This is a genomic window from Streptomyces aculeolatus, assembly GCF_020400605.1.
Lineage (GTDB): Bacteria > Actinomycetota > Actinomycetes > Streptomycetales > Streptomycetaceae > Streptomyces > Streptomyces aculeolatus.
The window spans coordinates 190,071-204,331 of sequence record NZ_JAINRD010000015.1 but is presented as its reverse complement, the minus strand read 5'-3'; the positions used below and the strand labels follow the sequence as shown (position 1 = coordinate 204,331).

Sequence of the window (14,261 nt, the reverse complement as noted above, 5' to 3'; positions counted from 1 at the left end):
GTTGGCCTGGCGAACGACCAGAACAACGAGCTGGGCGTGCACGGCTGGGCGCAGTGGATGCTCGTGCACATCCTGGCGACCTTCGACACGCTGATAGCCGCCTGGCACTACAAGCGCAAGTACGAGGCCGTGCGGCCGATCACCGCCGTCAGGCACGTCTACGGCCACCGCAAGATCACCGCCTGGGGCGGCGTCGGCATGGGCACGGTCGACGACATCCCGGCCGACCAGTGGGCCGGGTTCCTGCCGGTGGGCGACCACCCGGAGTACCCGTCGGGCTCCACGACCGTGGGCTCCGCCGCCTCGCAGGCGGCGCGGCGCTTCTTCGACTCCGACGAGCTGAACTGGGAGTTCGACTTCGAGGTCGGCAAGTCCATCGTGGAGCCGGGGATCACCCCCGTCGAGAACGTCCGGGTGAGCTTCCCCACCTGGACCGACTTCAACAAGAGGTGCGCCTACAGCCGCGTGGACGGCGGCGTGCACTTCAAGAAGACGGTCGAGCGGTCCATGGTGTTCGGCGAGCAGTTCGGCGACCTGGCCAACGAGTTCGTGGCGCGGTACGTCAAGGGCGAGGGAAGCGGCAAGGGCTGACGGCCTGAGCTGAGCAGAAAGGGGTCTTCCGGCGCTCGGTACCAGTGCCGGAGGACCCCTTCGCGCGGGGTACGGGAACCCCCGGTACCCGGGGAGGCCGCCGGGCGTCGGGCCCCCGGCGCCGGGATGGAAGAATCGGCCCCATGGCTGACGTGATCATCGCCGCGTGCGACGGCGCCGCGAGTCCGAACCCGGGACCGGCCGCGTGGGCGTGGGTGGTGGCCGGTCCGGACGGCGCGGTCGCGCGCTGGGAGGCCGGCCCGCTGGGCAGGGCGACCAACAACATCGCCGAGCTGACCGCCCTGCTGCGGCTCCTCGAATCGACGGACCCCGCCGTGCCGCTCGAGGTGCGGATGGACTCCACGTACGCGATGCAGGCGGTCACCGACTGGCTGCCGGGCTGGCGGCGGCGCGGCTGGAAGACGTCGGCGGGCAAGCCGGTGGCCAACCAGGAGCTGGTACGCAGCATCGACGACCGCCTCACGGGCCGCGACGTCCGCCTCGTCCACGTCCGCGCGCACCAGGTGGACGGCGACCCCTACAACGCCGCCGCCGACGCCGCCGCCGCCGAGTCGGCCCGTACCCAGAACCCCGCGGGCACCGCCCACGGCTCCCCGCTCCCGACGGCGGAGGACGCCCCGGCACGGGTCGCGGCGCCGAAGCGCCGCACGGGGGCCAAGGCGGGCGGCAAGCCGGGGGGCAAGACGGGCGGCGGGACGCTCAAGGCCAGGTACGCGGGCCGCTGCCGGTGCGGCACGCCCTACGCGGCGGGTACGACCATCGCGAAGAACGGCACCGGCTGGGGCCACGTGGAGTGCGCCGAGGCCTGACGCGCGTCGGCGCGGGCTCAGCCCTTCGCGACGAGTTCGAGGATCCGCCGGGCATGGTCCATGGAGCCCTCGACGGTCTCCACGTCGTACATCGAGTCGATCATGAAGTGGTCGATCCCGGTCCGTGCGTGCACGTCCTTGACGATGTCGGCGACCTTCTCCGTACTGGTGCCCGCCTCGATGTTCACCCGCAGGACCGTGTCGATGGCGCCGGGATCGCGGCCCGCCTCCCGGGCCAGCTCGTCCAGCAGCGCGCGCTGGGCGAGGAGGCTCTCCACGTCGACGAAACTCGGCGCGATGACCACCGGCAGCCAGCCGTCAGCGCGGCGGGCGACCCGGCGCATGGCGCGCTCCGACAGCGCACCCAGGTAGAACGGCAGGCGGGGCCGCCGCGCGGGCTTCAGCGGCGCGTGGTGCTCGGGCACGTAGAGCTGGTCGCCCTCGTACTGCGCCGGGTCGGTGGTCCAGATGGCGTCGAGGGCGTCCAGCAACTCGTCCATCCGCGCGCCCCGGCGGCTGAAGTTCAGCCCGGCGGCCTGGTACTCCTCCGGCGACCAGCCGATCCCGAACCCGGGAAGCAGGCGCCCCTCGCTGATCAGGTCGATCGTCGTCAGCGACCGGGCGAGCTGCACGGGCGGATACAGCGGGGCGATCAGTACGTGCGAGCCGAGCAGCACCCGGCTCGTCGCGGACGCCGCCACCCCCAGCAGTACGAACGGATCGGCGGCGGGGTTCAACTCCTCCGGAATCGTCTTCCCCCGCCCGCCGTACCCCACAAGGGGGTTCACCGCGGCCAGATTGCGATCCCCCACCCAGAGGCTGGCACCGCCGGCCTCCTCGATCGCCGAGGCGAACGCGGAGGTCTGGGCGATACCGAAGGCCTGCCGGTGGAACTGCGGGAGTGCGAAACCTATCTTCATGGCGCCCTTCACCTGAGGTTGCCGCCGGGGCGGCACGGTGCGGCGGCGCCCCGGCGTGGTCGTGTTCGAGCGACAGCCAGCCTAGGGGGCGGTGATCACGCCCAACTCACGTTGTGGAGATATGCGGTTCAGCCGTGACGCTTGGCGAACTCCACGAGCGCGGCGAAGCCGTCACGGGTAAGGGCGAGGTGCGGGCCGTGGGGATCCTTGCTGTCGCGGACCAGGAACTCCCCGGTGGCTGCTGCATGTCCTGGCGCCCACTCGATGCACTCGCCGCCCTGGCCGTTGCTGTAACTGCTCTTCACCCAGACCGGAGACGGAGTTTTGTCATCAGGAGTCGATGTCATTCTCATACCCTTCCAGGTACCTGTTGAGCAGGGCCACGCTCTCCCCGCTGTCGAGGGCCTTCGACCGGGCGATGTCGAGGAGGGTCGTCAACTCCAGGACCTCAGCCGGGGTATCCACGGACACACCGGACGCGAACGACTCGACGTAAGCGAAGGTCGCACCGTCATGACGGGTGAGCAAGCTCAGGCTACCGCCCAACAGCGGATGGACTCCATGCGCGAAGGGGAGCACCTGCACCCGAACGGCGCTGTTGTGAGTGACCACCTCGCGGATGTGCCGAATCTGCTCCGCCATGACCGCCGGACTCCCCACGGGACGGCGTAAGGCGGCCTCATCCATGATCGCCCAGTACAGCGGAGGCGTCTGCGAGTCCAGCACGGCCTGACGGTGCACCCGCGTCTCCACCAGCAACGCGACCTTCTGCACGTCCTTGCCCGGCATGGATTCGACGAACAGAGCCGACGTGTACGGCTCGATCTGGAGCAGTCCGGGCACGACGCTGCTGTTGAACGTCTGGATACGAGCCGCGCGCTTCTCCTCTTCGAGGACCCGGCGACCCCACGTCGGGATCTCGGCGGCCCTGGCGACGGCCAGCAACTCGGAGATGAGCCCGTCCGTCCCGTAGAAGTCGTCAAGGGCCTCGGCCAGAGCGGTGGACGGGAGCTGATCGCCGCGCTCGACACGGCTCAGGTAGGTGTGCGGGTAGCCCAGCTTCTCAGCGAGCGCGCGCAGCGAGAGGCCCGTCTTCGCCCGTGCCCGCGAAGCGCGGGCAGCGAGCAATCCCGCTGGTGAAGCGGGCAGGGCGGCACCTTCAGGCTCAAGCTCCACGCAGCAAACCTCCTTCACCTCGCTGTCCACAGAGCGTATTTGGTCACACACGATCTGTGTGCCTGGCTCCTCCCACCGGCAAGGCTGTACCTGCGGAAAAGCCGCTACCAGCACCAAAGAACAAGGCAATCGGAGGCGGAAATGGCGACCAGGAGTAGGGGACAGGTTCCCGACAGGGTGGTGCAGGCCGGGGAGGCCTGTGACGAATTGCGGGCTGCGCTCAAAGCCGCCGGGGTGGTGTTGCCCTCGTTGGGGCTCGATCCCGTTTCGTGTACGGGGGCCGCGCCCCTCGGTCTGATCGCGTTGGGGCGCTGCAACATCGACACCGCCCGCGCGCTCGCCGCCGCGCTCCGGCCCCGGGCGGCGGGATGACCCCGGACCGGCCCGACCGCAACGGGTTCCTGCCCGCCGCGGAGCGCCCGTGGCGGGAGGCGTGGCCGGCCGTGGCGCGGGTCGGGGACGGGAACGCGTGGGTGCCGGGGGTGTGTTGGTTGTTCTGCCGGCGGGAGGGGGTGGCGGTGTTGTGGGTCGGCTCGGTGGTCACGCCCGGGGCGGGGGGTGAGATGTACGCCTGCGGGGCGTGTATCGCGGAGCTCGACCACATGGTGCGGGTACGGGCCCACGGCCGCGACCGCCGCGGCCACCGCGCCGCCGGTACGCGACACTTACCCTCCCCGTCCACCAGCCCGACAACGTACGGCACCTCACCGCGTTACCCCAGTGCCCCCCGGAGGGCTGCACGCACCTGCGGACGGGGAAGCGCGGCGGCAAGACGTTCTGCCGGGACTGCGATGCGCAGCTCTACCTGTGAACAGGCGACGTAAGATCGCCTGTTCATGGGCGTCAGCGCAGAGCAGGGGATGACCGAGGTCCCGCCGGGGCACGTCACACTGTCGGACCGGCGGACGCGGCGCAGTTGGGTGGTCGAGCTCGCACCCTTCCGGATGGCGGTATATCCGGTCACCCAGGCGCTGTACGCGGAGGTCACCGGCCGGCGGCCGAGCAGCGCCCAGGGAAGCCGGCTGCCCGTCGAGGGGGTTTCCTGGCGGGACGCGGTCCGGTTCTGCAACGGACTGTCCCGGGCCCATGGCTTCGCGTCGGCCTATCGCCTCGAGGCCGGCGGGGAAGGCGTCGGGTGGGACACCGCGGCCGGCGGGTACCGGCTGCCGACCGAAGCGGAGTGGGAGTACGCCTGCCGTGCCGGCACGTCGGGCCCGCGCTACGGGCCGCTGGACGACATCGCCTGGTACCGCGGCAACTCGGATGAGCGGATCCACGACGTGGGCGGCAAGCAGCCCAATCCGTGGGGCCTCTACGACATGCTCGGCAATGCGTGGGAGTGGTGCTGGGACCTCTACGACCCCGAGGTCTACGGCAGCTACCGGGTGCTGCGCGGAGGTGGCTGGTTCGACGAGCACTGGAGTTGCCGGGCCTCGGTGCGGCGGCGCAGCCACCCGACCTTCCGGGTCGAGGACGTGGGCTTTCGCCTCGCGCAATCCGTGGTGGACTGACGCGCGTCCCGGCGACGCTCAGTCCGACTGAAGGGCGAGCAGGTGGGCTCTGAACGCCGCGACCACGACGAGCAGCGCGTCCCGCGGGCTCTCGCCCGTCAGCAGCGACTCCGACAGTCCCAGCGTCTCGTCCAGTGCCGTGAGCGCGTGGCGCCGGGCGGCGAGCCATTCGCCGTGGTGGGTGGCGTACGGCTCCCATGCCCGGCGGGACGCCTCGTCCTCCAGATCGCGTAAGCGCAGCAGCTTGTGGGCCTCGTCCTCCAGGATGCGGCCCACCCGGTGGGTGTGCGTGTCCTTGAGGTTCTTCAGGCCCGTCAGCAGGTCCGCGTCCGACGGCGGCGCCGCGGCGATGACGGCCAGGAGGCCCAGGTGCATCTCGACCTGGCCGTGCAGCCGTTCCCGTGCCGTACGTTCCAGCTCCTCCACCGGGTCCGCCCGCATGACCCGCGTCGGGGGCACATCCGGGGCGTACGCGGGCGGCGGGACGGGTGCGGGTGCCGGGGCCGGTGCCGCGCGGCGGGTGGGGAGGAGGCGGCCCCAGCGGCGGGGTTTGTGGCCCCCGTGCTCCGGCGGCGGTGCCGCGGGGGTGTGGGCGCGGAGTTCCGCCGCCGCGGCGGCGAGGGTCGCGCGGGACGAGGGGTTCTTGGCCAGCAGCGCGGTGACGATCGGGGCCAGGGCGCCGGCGTGGCGGAAGGGCGCGGGGTCGGATTCGCAGATGGACTGGCGCAGGGTCCACAGGTCGGCGCCGTGGAAGGGGAGGCGGCCCTCCACGGCCGCGTAGAGGGTGGCGCCGAAGGACCACATGTCGGAGGCGGCCGTCGCCGGCTCGCCGCTCATCTGCTCGGGGGAGGCGTACGCGGGCGTGCCCAGCATGCCGCCGGTGGTGGTCAGGCCCGCCGTCCCCTCGGGGCCGACCGCGTCGGCGATGGCGGCGATGCCGAAGTCGGTGATGACTGCCCGGCGGTCGGTCACCATGATGTTGTCCGGTTTCAGGTCGCGGTGGACGACGCCCGCGGCGTGCGCCTCGGTGAGGGCGTCGAGGACCTGGACCCCGATCTCGGCGACCCGCGGCACCGGCAGCCGCGTGCGTTCCCGCAGGACGGCGGCCAGGGAGCGGCCGGCGACGAACTCCATCACGATCACCGGGGCGCCGTCGTGCTCGACGACGTCGTACACCGTGGTGATGCCCGGGTGGTTGAGCCGGGCCGCCGCGCGGGCCTCGCCGACCATGCGGCGCAGCTGCTTCTCGCGCTGCCTGTCGGCGACGTCGGGGTCGAAGAGGATCTCCTTGACCGCGACCCGTCTGTCGAGCAGCTCGTCGCGGGCGCTCCAGACCCGGCCCATGCCACCCTGCCCCACCGGTCGGTCCAACCGGTACCGGCCCGCGATCAGCAGACCGCTCGCCCCAGCCATGTCACCATCGTAGGCACCGGTCTGCGGCGGGCGACGGGCACCGGACGGCCGACGGCGACGGTACGAGCCCCCCGACCCGTACCGCCGCCGTCTCGCGAACGGGCGGCGCCGCCGCCCGCTACATCTGCTCCAGCCGGATGTCCGAGAGCTGGTCCTCGGTCAGCACCGACTCCGCGGCCGGCGCCTCCGCCTTGACGGGCTTGCCGAACGCCGAGAAGGCCAGGTCGACTTCCGCGCCCTCCGGGTCCGTGATGGTCACCGGGTACGGCTTGCCCTCGGCGGCGATCTTCATGCTGGCGCCGTCGCTGGTCGAGGGGTCCTCGTTCACGTACGGCACGACCGCGACGCCCTCGTGCTCCGTCTTCTCCTTCTGCGTCATCTCCGGGCTGAACGACACGACGCTGTCGGTCTGTTCGACGTACGTGCCCAGGTTGCACAGGTCCGCGAGGGCCGTCGGGACGTCGGACTTCGGCTGCTCCAGGTACGAGCCCTCGACCTCGGCGATCAGCTCGGCGTCGTACATCATCTCGGACTCCAGGTACGCGGCGTCCGGCTTCAGCCACGCGGTGTCGCCCTGCATGACGAACTCGACCGCGCCCTTCTCGCCCTCCTTCGCGCTGCCGACGCAGTTGCCCTTCTTGTCCGTCTGCACGTCGACCTGGGCGGGGTCGGCGACCACGATCATCTCGCCGACCGCGTGCACGGACGTGGCGGAGCGCATCGCCTCCACGGCGTCCGCCTGCGCGGGACCGCCGCTCGCTTCGCTCCCGCCGTCGTCGTCGCTGCCGCAGGCGGTCAGCGCGAGCAGCGCCGCCGCCCCTGCCGCCGCGACGGCGACCCGGCGCCCGCGTATGACGTACTTCATTTCGACCTTCGATCATCCTCGACTGCTGTGCTTCACCGGCGAGTTGACCAAGGGCCGGGCCGGGGAAGCCGCACACGCTACATGCGGAGTCACGTACCGCCAAAACGCCAGGGGCGTGCGAGGAGATCGGGCGCGCCCCCTCGATGCGACTCGCCCTCAAGTAACTTGTGTACAAGGTAATTGTGCGCTAGTTTCATTGGTGTCGCCGGAAGCCGCCGGCGGCGTACGAAACAAGCCACGGAGGCTCCCATGCCGAACGCCAAGCTGCCGACCGTCGTCCTCGTCCACGGCGCCTTCGCCGACGGATCGAGCTGGAACGGCGTCGTCGAGAAGCTGACGCACCAGGGCTATCCGGTCGTCGCCCCCGCCAACCCGCTGCGCGGCCTGCGCACCGACGCCGCCTACCTCAAGGACGTACTCGCCGGCATCGAGGGCCCCGTCGTCCTGGCCGGGCACTCCTACGGCGGCTCCGTGATCACCGAGGCCGCCGCCGGGAACGAGAACGTGAAGGCGCTCGTGTACGCCGCCGCCTTCCTGCCCGACGAGGGCGAGAGCGCGGCGGAGCTGTCCGGAAAGTACCCCGGCAGCACCCTCGGCGAGACGCTGAAGGAAGTGCCCACCTCGCTGCCCGACGGCAGCGAGGTCACGGACCTCTACATCGACCAGGACAAGTTCCACGGCCAGTTCGCCGCGGACGTGCCCGCCACCACGGCGCAGCAGATGGCCGTCTCCCAGCGCCCCATCACCAGCGCCGCGCTGGAGGCGGGCGCGGGCGCCGCGGCCTGGAAGTCCGTGCCGTCCTGGGCCCTGCTCACGACGGAGGACAGGAACATCCCGGTGGCCGCGCAGCGGTTCATGGCGGACCGCGCGAAGGCCCGCACGGTGACGCTCGACGCCAGCCACGCGGTGTCGGTCTCGAAGCCCGAGGCGGTGGCCCGGCTCATCGACGACGCGGCCCGGTCGCTCGGTTGAGGGCCGGGACGGCCCGCCGGAGAGCCGGCCGTCACGGACCCCGGCGCACCGCCAGGCCGGCCCGTACCAGCGTGAGATAGCGGTCCCAGTCCCAGTTGGCGCCCGGGTCGGTGTGGAGCGTGCCCGGCACCTCGGCGTGGCCCAGGATGTGCGCGCGGTCCGGCGGGATCCCGTACCGGGCGCACACGCCGGCGGTGAGCGCCGCGGACGCGGCGTACATCTCCTCCGTGAACCAGCGGGGGTCGTGCCCCCGGCCCTCGTGCTCGATGCCGATGCTGCGCTCGTCGTGGCCGGGGTCCCCGCTGTGCAGGGCGATGTCCTTCTCCCGTACGCACTGGCCGATCCGGCCGTCCGCCGAGCGCACCAGGTAGTGGGCCGAGACCCGCCGCCCGGAATCCCGGAAGGCGGCCGCGGTGTCCTCGAAGTCCTCCTGCGTGACGTGGACGACCACGCGGTCCACGGCGTGGCTGTGCGGGCGGCGGGCGGCCCGGTAGTTGGCGGGGGAGGCGGGCAGCCAGTGTGCGCCCGGGTGGTCGACGGCAGCGGCCCCGGCGGCCGGGGCGGCGAAGGCCGCGGATGCGGCGGCCTGGGTGGCCGCGGCGGTCAGCGTGACGGCGGCGGTGCCGCGCAGGACCGTACGGCGGGACGGGGGAGGCAGCGGGTGCCGGCCGCCGTCGGGGCGGCGGGGGGTCGCTCCGGGGTGCATGCGCCGTGCCTCCTTCAGGACCGGTGCCAGTTGTGCGGGGGCAGCTTCGGGTCGTAGACGCCGTCCGGGAGGTCGTCGGTCAGGCGGAGCGACCAGCGGTGCAGCCGCTGTTGGAGATCGGTCTGCACGCGCCGCATGTCCGGCCGGTTCCAGCGGTCGTCCAGCTCCATCGGGTCGGCGACGACGTCGTACAGCTCGCCCGTCCCGTCCACGTGCTGGTAGAGCTTGTAGCGGTCGTGCCGCAGCATCCGCGAGAAGCCGCTCTGCGTCACGGTGTTCAGCTCGTCGTACCTGGTGCCCTCGTACGGGAAGTGCAGCTCCGGCCGCGCGTCGTCCGGGTACGGGAGGCCGCCGTAGCCGCGCTCGGTGATGATGTCGGCGAACTCGGCGGCCGGGTAGTCGGCGCCGGAGAGCATCTGCCACAGGCTGCGGCCCTGGACGCCGAGGGGGATGGGCCGGCCGATCACCTCGCAGAGGGTGGGCAGGATGTCGGCGAGCGAGACGAAGTCCCGGCGGTTGTCCCGGGGCTCGACGCCGCAGCCGTGCACGACCATCGGGATCCGCGCCAGCACCTCCGGCATCCCGGCGCCCTTGCGCTGGAGGCCGTAGTCGCCCGCGTAGTCCCCGTGGTCGGCGAGGAAGATCAGCAGGGTGTCCCGCCAGACGTCCTGCGCCTTCAGGTGGTCGACGAGCCGGCGGAGCTGGTCGTCGATGAGGCGGAGCATCCCGCAGTACGTGGCGCGGTACCGCCGCCAGAGCCGGTCGTACCCGGGCCGCTTCTCCTCCACCAGCTCCCGCAGCCACTTGTACGCGCCGCCCTTGCGCTCCGCGGCCTCGGGGCCGCAGGCGCGCGCGGGGACCTCGTCCTCGCCGAACATCGAGAAGTACGGCTCCGGCGCCTGGTACGGGTTGTGCGGCTCGGGCATCGACACCCAGGAGAAGAACGGCCGGTCGGGGTCGCGGGCGTCGATCTGCCCGATGGCGTCCGAGACGATCCGGTGCGCGAACTGCAGCTCCACCGGGAACGGGGTCGGCTCGGTCGTCGGACCGTGGTCGACGGAGCGCAGCCAGGCGGCGAACTCCTGCTGCTCGGGGGTCTCGTCGGGGCCGCTCTCGTGCCCGTACGGGCCGGAGAAGGCCTCGAAGAACTCCTTCCGGCCGCGGTACATGTGGGTCTTCCCGGCGTAGAAGCGCTGGTAGCCGGCGCCGCCGAGGACGTCGAGCAGGTCGTCGCCGCGGACCACGCCCTGCGGGGTGGAGTTCTGCCGCACCCGGTGGGTGCTCGGCCACCGGCCGGTGAGCAGGCTGGTGCGGGCGGGGACGCAGGCGGGGGCGGTGGTGTACGCGCGGCGGAACCGGACGCCGCCGGCCGCGAGGGAGTCGAGGAAGGGCATGGTGTCCAGGCCGAAGCCCTCGCCCGCCATGAAGTCGGGGCGGTGCTGGTCGGTCATCACGAACACGATGTTGGGCGCGGTGGGGCAGGTCACGGTGTCCTTTCCTGCGCATCGACGGGGTGCCCGCGGCGGCGCTGTACGTAGATGCGCGCGTTGCGGGGGCCGGTCCATTCGAGGCGTACGACGCCGGGGACGGCGGCGTCGGCGATGCGGGCGGGGTCGGCCCAGTGGCCGAAGTTGGGGTTGCGGAAGAACGTGGCCCACAGTTGCCCGTCCGCGTCGGTGAAGAAGTTGTTGTGGCCGGCGCCGACGCCGGCGGTCCAGCGCTTGGAGTAGGGGCCTTCGAAGCGGTCGGCGACGGCCACCACGGCGTCGTACTGGTATTGGACGCGGCCGGTGCCGCCTGGTTCGTAGGCGTGGCGGGTGCTGCCGTAGGGGTCGAGGGAGGCGCGGTTCCAGGCGGCGTGGAGGAGGAAGTACTTTCCGTGGTGCTTGAAGACGTAGGCGCCTTCGAGGTAGGGCTCGGGGGAGTAGCGCTGCTGCTCGAAGCGCGGGAGGTCCGTCGCGGGGACGATGTCCTCCATGTCGTCGCGGAACTTCGCGTACAGGTCGTTGTGGAGGACCAGCCAGGCGTCGCCGCCCTCGCCGTACAGACTGCCGTCGATGTGGTGGCGCGCGCCGGGCTCGATGTACGCCGGCCCGCCGGGGATGGGGTCCCCGAAGGGCTTGTCGCGGTTGCCCTCCGCGAGCCGGTACGGGCCCTCCGGTCCGCCCTCACCGACCAGCAGGAACGAGCCGACCTTCCGCGAGTGCGCCCCCATGCAGGCCACGATGTACCAGGTGCCGCGGAAGTAGTGCACCTCCGGCGCCCAGGCGTTGCCGCGCCGGCCGAACTCGTCGTCGTACCAGTGCTCCTGCCAGGGGGCGACGACGGTGCGTCCCGGGCGGTTCTCGCCGGCGAACTCCGGCGACCACACCTTGCCCTTCTCGGCATCCGGCCGGATGCCGGTGGTGTCGGCGAGCCGCCAGGGGCCGCGCAGGGAGCGGGCGGTCCAGACGAAGATCCCGTCGTTCCACGGCTCGGCCGCCTCCAGTCCCGGTACGCGGCTGGTGCCGGTGGCGACGTACAGCGGGCGGCCGTCGACCTCGAAGCAGTTGACGTAGGTGTCGCGCATCCAGACCCGGCCCAGGTCCTCGTCGCGGGGGCGCAACTCCAGTGGCAGCACGAAGGAGTTGTCGTCGCGCGGCCACAGGTCGGCGCGGGTGTCGGCGAGCCCGTACGGCTCGGGGTCCGGCCAGTTCGCGGAGTTCCGCCCGGCGCCCGCGGCGCCCAGCAGCAGGGCCCGCCGGTCGACGTGCCGCTCGTACCCGGTGCCGGTGCTCATCGGTCGCGCTCGCCTCCGCCGTGGGATGAGGTGTGCCACCGAGCACCATGCGAACGCACGCCGAATCACGTCAATGAGCGAGGTATTTAATCCGGACCCAGCGGTCCGTACCACGCGAAAAGCCCCGGTATTTCCCGGTCAGGATGCAGGCCGCTCCCCGTGGCCGTCCGCTTCCCCGTCGCCGTCCGCGTCCACCCCGCCGTCCACCCCGCCGTCGAGCCAGTCGAGGATCGTGCGCATGCCGTCGTGCCAGTGGGCCTCCAGCAGGTCCGCCGCGTGCCCGAAGTCGCCTCCGGCGAGCGCCGCCAGCACCTTCCGGTGCTCGTCGTCGACCTCCGCGCGGTGCTTGACCTCGCGCATGTACGTCAGCTCGTAGCGGGACAGGTTCGTCCGCAGCTGGGTGAGCATCCCCAGCAGGTGGCGGTTGCCCGAGGCCGCGGCGATCGTCGTGTGCCACTCGGTGTCGAGCTGCCAGCGGCGTACCGGGTCGGCGCACTGCGCGAGTTCGTCGAGCGTGGTGTGGAGCCGCCGCGTCGTGGCGGCGTCGAGCGAGGTGATCGTGCGGGTGGCGAGCCCTTCGAGGGCCGCCAGGACGGGGTACAGCTCGGCGGCGTCGCGGCGGACGAGGGGACGGACGGTGAAGCCGCGGGCCAGCGCGGATTGCAGGACGCCCTCCGCCTGGAGGCGCAGGAGCGCTTCGCGCACCGGGGTGCGGGAGACCTGGAGGGTGCGGCTGAGGCCGGCCTCGGTGAGGGGGTCGCCCGGGGCGTACTCGCCGGCGGAGATGAGGTCGACGACGCGGAGGTAGACGGCTTCGCGGAGCGGTTCGGCCCGGGCGATGGGCTCGCGGGCGCCGGCGGGGTGGGAGGTCATGTGTGGTAAGGACTTTCGTCGCGGTGGCGGCGCTCGAACTCCGAGCGCATGCACAGGGTGTTCGTCGAGGTCATCCGGTCGACGGCCATGATGCCGTCCAGGTGGTCGATTTCGTGCTGGAGCAGTTCGCCGAGGTCGCCGTCCGCGCGCAGCTCGTGCCGCTCGCCGTCCGGGGACCGGTAGACCACCTCCACCCATGTCGCCCTGCGGACCTTGCAGAAGAACTGCACGGAGAAGCTGAGGCAGGCGTCCCACGGCTCCCACGTCTCCTCGGAGCGTCCCACGATGCGCGGATTGACCAGCGTCCAGGGGGTGTCCAGGTGGAGGTGGACGATCCGGTGGGGCACGCCGATCTGCGGGGCGGCGATGCCGCGGCCGTACCCGGTGCGCGCGACCCAGTCGGCCAGCGTGTCCGCGAGGTCGGCGGCGGTCCGCGCGGTCTGCGCTGATCCCGGGTCCGGGACCTCGGTGGCGGGCACGCGCAGTGCGGGGTCGCCGAGTTGGACGGTCGATCGAACAGCCATCTGCGCATCGTATACGATACGCAGATGGTGAAGCCACTGCAGGTGCAGCACATCGAGGAGGCGGCCGGGCTCATCGATCCCGTCTTCCGGGACAGTCCGTACGTCGAGGACGCCGCCCTCGCCCGCCGGGTGGGCCGGGACCTGGCGCTCAAGCTGGAGACGCTCAACCCGATCCGCTCCTTCAAGGGCCGCGGGGCCGACTACTTCATGCACGAACTCTCCGCGGGACAGCAGGTCGTCTGCGCCTCGGCCGGCAACTTCGGCCAGGCCATCGCCTACGCGGGCCGCGCGCGCGGCATCCCCGTCACGGTGTTCTGCGCCCGCGCCGCGAACCCCGTCAAGGTCGACCGGATGCGCGAACTCGGCGCCGACGTGGTCCTGGACGGCGACGACTTCGACGCCGCGAAGGACGCCGCGCGGGCCTACGCGGACGGCGGGGCGGACCGCCTCTTCGTCGAGGACGGGCACGAGCCGCGCATCTCCGAGGGCGCCGGCACCATCGCCCTGGAACTCGCGCCGATGGCCGACACCCTCCTCGTGCCCCTCGGCAACGGGGCCCTGATCGGCGGCGTGGCCTGCTGGGCCAAGGCCCGCGCGCCGAAGACGCGGATCGTGGGGGTCTGCGCCGCCGGCGCGCCCTCGATGGCCGAAAGCTGGCGCCGGAACGCACCGTTCAGCACCCCTCAGGCCCGGACCATCGCCGACGGCGTCGCCGTCCGGGTGCCCGTGCCCGCCGCGGTGGAGCGGATGCGCGGCCTGGTCGACGACGTCGTGCTGGTCGACGACGACCAGATCCGCGAGGCGCTGCGGGCGGTACGGGACACGGTCGGCCTGATCCTCGAACCGTCCGGCGCCCTCGGCGTCGCCGCCGCACTTCACCACCGCTTCCCGTCCGGCACCCTGGCCACCATCGTGACCGGCAGCAACTTCTCCCCCGAACTCCTCGCGGAACTGCGGTAGTTGATCCGCAACGCCGACTGACGCGCACCCCCGTCCCCGCGCCCCCGCGCCTCGCAACCCGAGGCCGGGGGCGCCGTCCTGCCGCCGTCCGGCCGCCGCCCCTTCACGAAGTAGTCGCGTCCGGACCGTTTACTTCCGGCC

General features: G+C 72.1%; 15 protein-coding genes. 5 read left to right on the top strand and 10 right to left on the bottom strand.

The features are described 5' to 3' along the window. Both LG396_RS24220 and LG396_RS24215 read left to right on the top strand, forming a co-directional pair. The coding region (locus LG396_RS24220; RefSeq protein ID WP_504968324.1) for a phosphatase PAP2 family protein at positions 1-591 on the top strand (591 nt) is incomplete at its 5' end. Positions 592-734: 143 nt separating this feature from the next. Next, positions 735-1,421, top strand: a complete 687-nt coding sequence (locus LG396_RS24215) for a ribonuclease H family protein (protein WP_037752281.1) — start codon at positions 735-737, stop codon at positions 1,419-1,421. A gap of 17 nt (positions 1,422-1,438) precedes the next feature. Here LG396_RS24215 and LG396_RS24210 read toward each other — a convergent pair whose 3' ends face one another. The 3 genes from LG396_RS24210 to LG396_RS24200 all read right to left on the bottom strand — a co-directional run bounded on the left by LG396_RS24210 (position 1,439) and on the right by LG396_RS24200 (position 3,517). Continuing rightward, the gene (locus LG396_RS24210; protein WP_225796368.1) at positions 1,439-2,341 is read right to left on the bottom strand and encodes a TIGR03619 family F420-dependent LLM class oxidoreductase; all 903 of its coding nucleotides are present in this window, start codon (positions 2,339-2,341) and stop codon (positions 1,439-1,441) included. 128 nt (positions 2,342-2,469) lie between these two features. Continuing rightward, positions 2,470-2,688 carry a DUF397 domain-containing protein gene (locus LG396_RS24205; protein ID WP_225796367.1) on the bottom strand — a complete coding sequence of 73 codons (219 nt, stop codon included), beginning with the start codon at positions 2,686-2,688 and terminating at the stop codon, positions 2,470-2,472. Continuing rightward, positions 2,672-3,517, bottom strand: a complete 846-nt coding sequence (locus LG396_RS24200; RefSeq protein ID WP_225796366.1) for a helix-turn-helix domain-containing protein — start codon at positions 3,515-3,517, stop codon at positions 2,672-2,674. The genes LG396_RS24205 and LG396_RS24200 overlap by 17 nt, the downstream gene beginning before the upstream one ends. Positions 3,518-4,353: 836 nt before the next feature. On the opposite strand from LG396_RS24200, the gene LG396_RS24190 reads away from it, so the two are divergent. Continuing rightward, positions 4,354-5,028 (top strand): formylglycine-generating enzyme family protein, encoded by a 675-nt coding sequence (locus LG396_RS24190; RefSeq protein ID WP_225796364.1) that lies wholly within the window; start codon positions 4,354-4,356, stop codon positions 5,026-5,028. An 18-nt stretch (positions 5,029-5,046) separates the two neighbouring features. Here the strand turns inward: LG396_RS24190 and LG396_RS24185 are convergent, their stop codons facing one another. Together LG396_RS24185 and LG396_RS24180 are read right to left on the bottom strand one after the other, a co-directional pair. Then, the gene (locus LG396_RS24185; protein WP_225796363.1) at positions 5,047-6,441 is read right to left on the bottom strand and encodes a serine/threonine-protein kinase; all 1,395 of its coding nucleotides are present in this window, start codon (positions 6,439-6,441) and stop codon (positions 5,047-5,049) included. Positions 6,442-6,559: 118 nt separating this feature from the next. After that, positions 6,560-7,306: a hypothetical protein gene (locus LG396_RS24180; RefSeq protein ID WP_225796362.1), complete on the bottom strand. Its 747-nt coding sequence runs from the start codon at positions 7,304-7,306 to the stop codon at positions 6,560-6,562. Positions 7,307-7,555: 249 nt separating this feature from the next. On the opposite strand from LG396_RS24180, the gene LG396_RS24175 reads away from it, so the two are divergent. Next, positions 7,556-8,278 (top strand): alpha/beta fold hydrolase, encoded by a 723-nt coding sequence (locus LG396_RS24175; RefSeq protein WP_225796361.1) that lies wholly within the window; start codon positions 7,556-7,558, stop codon positions 8,276-8,278. A 31-nt stretch (positions 8,279-8,309) separates the two neighbouring features. Here the strand turns inward: LG396_RS24175 and LG396_RS24170 are convergent, their stop codons facing one another. The 5 genes from LG396_RS24170 to LG396_RS24150 all read right to left on the bottom strand — a co-directional run bounded on the left by LG396_RS24170 (position 8,310) and on the right by LG396_RS24150 (position 13,160). Beyond that, the gene (locus LG396_RS24170) at positions 8,310-8,984 is read right to left on the bottom strand and encodes an N-acetylmuramoyl-L-alanine amidase (RefSeq protein WP_225796360.1); all 675 of its coding nucleotides are present in this window, start codon (positions 8,982-8,984) and stop codon (positions 8,310-8,312) included. Between the two features lie 14 nt (positions 8,985-8,998). Then, entirely contained in the window at positions 8,999-10,471 is a 1,473-nt protein-coding gene (locus LG396_RS24165) for a sulfatase family protein (RefSeq protein WP_225796359.1), read from the bottom strand. Then, entirely contained in the window at positions 10,468-11,763 is a 1,296-nt protein-coding gene (locus tag LG396_RS24160) for a family 43 glycosylhydrolase (protein ID WP_225796358.1), read from the bottom strand. Before LG396_RS24160 ends, LG396_RS24165 begins: the two co-directional genes overlap by 4 nt. Before the next feature lie 138 nt (positions 11,764-11,901). Then, positions 11,902-12,636 (bottom strand): GntR family transcriptional regulator, encoded by a 735-nt coding sequence (locus LG396_RS24155; protein WP_225796357.1) that lies wholly within the window; start codon positions 12,634-12,636, stop codon positions 11,902-11,904. After that, positions 12,633-13,160 (bottom strand): peptide deformylase, encoded by a 528-nt coding sequence (locus LG396_RS24150; RefSeq protein WP_225796356.1) that lies wholly within the window; start codon positions 13,158-13,160, stop codon positions 12,633-12,635. Before LG396_RS24150 ends, LG396_RS24155 begins: the two co-directional genes overlap by 4 nt. Before the next feature lie 24 nt (positions 13,161-13,184). Here LG396_RS24150 and LG396_RS24145 point away from each other — a divergent pair, with 24 nt between their 5' ends. Beyond that, entirely contained in the window at positions 13,185-14,120 is a 936-nt protein-coding gene (locus LG396_RS24145; protein ID WP_225796355.1) for a threonine ammonia-lyase, read from the top strand. Positions 14,121-14,261 lie beyond the last annotated feature (141 nt).

Coding starts and splice junctions, on each gene's coding strand:
- LG396_RS24215 (WP_037752281.1), top strand. CDS start 735: ATGGCTGACGTGATCATCGCCGCGTGCGACGGCGCCGCGAGTCCGAAC.
- LG396_RS24210 (WP_225796368.1), bottom strand. CDS start 2,341: ATGAAGATAGGTTTCGCACTCCCGCAGTTCCACCGGCAGGCCTTCGGT.
- LG396_RS24205 (WP_225796367.1), bottom strand. CDS start 2,688: ATGACATCGACTCCTGATGACAAAACTCCGTCTCCGGTCTGGGTGAAG.
- LG396_RS24190 (WP_225796364.1), top strand. CDS start 4,354: ATGGGCGTCAGCGCAGAGCAGGGGATGACCGAGGTCCCGCCGGGGCAC.
- LG396_RS24185 (WP_225796363.1), bottom strand. CDS start 6,441: ATGGCTGGGGCGAGCGGTCTGCTGATCGCGGGCCGGTACCGGTTGGAC.
- LG396_RS24180 (WP_225796362.1), bottom strand. CDS start 7,306: ATGAAGTACGTCATACGCGGGCGCCGGGTCGCCGTCGCGGCGGCAGGG.
- LG396_RS24175 (WP_225796361.1), top strand. CDS start 7,556: ATGCCGAACGCCAAGCTGCCGACCGTCGTCCTCGTCCACGGCGCCTTC.
- LG396_RS24170 (WP_225796360.1), bottom strand. CDS start 8,984: ATGCACCCCGGAGCGACCCCCCGCCGCCCCGACGGCGGCCGGCACCCG.
- LG396_RS24160 (WP_225796358.1), bottom strand. CDS start 11,763: ATGAGCACCGGCACCGGGTACGAGCGGCACGTCGACCGGCGGGCCCTG.
- LG396_RS24155 (WP_225796357.1), bottom strand. CDS start 12,636: ATGACCTCCCACCCCGCCGGCGCCCGCGAGCCCATCGCCCGGGCCGAA.
- LG396_RS24150 (WP_225796356.1), bottom strand. CDS start 13,160: ATGGCTGTTCGATCGACCGTCCAACTCGGCGACCCCGCACTGCGCGTG.
- LG396_RS24145 (WP_225796355.1), top strand. CDS start 13,185: ATGGTGAAGCCACTGCAGGTGCAGCACATCGAGGAGGCGGCCGGGCTC.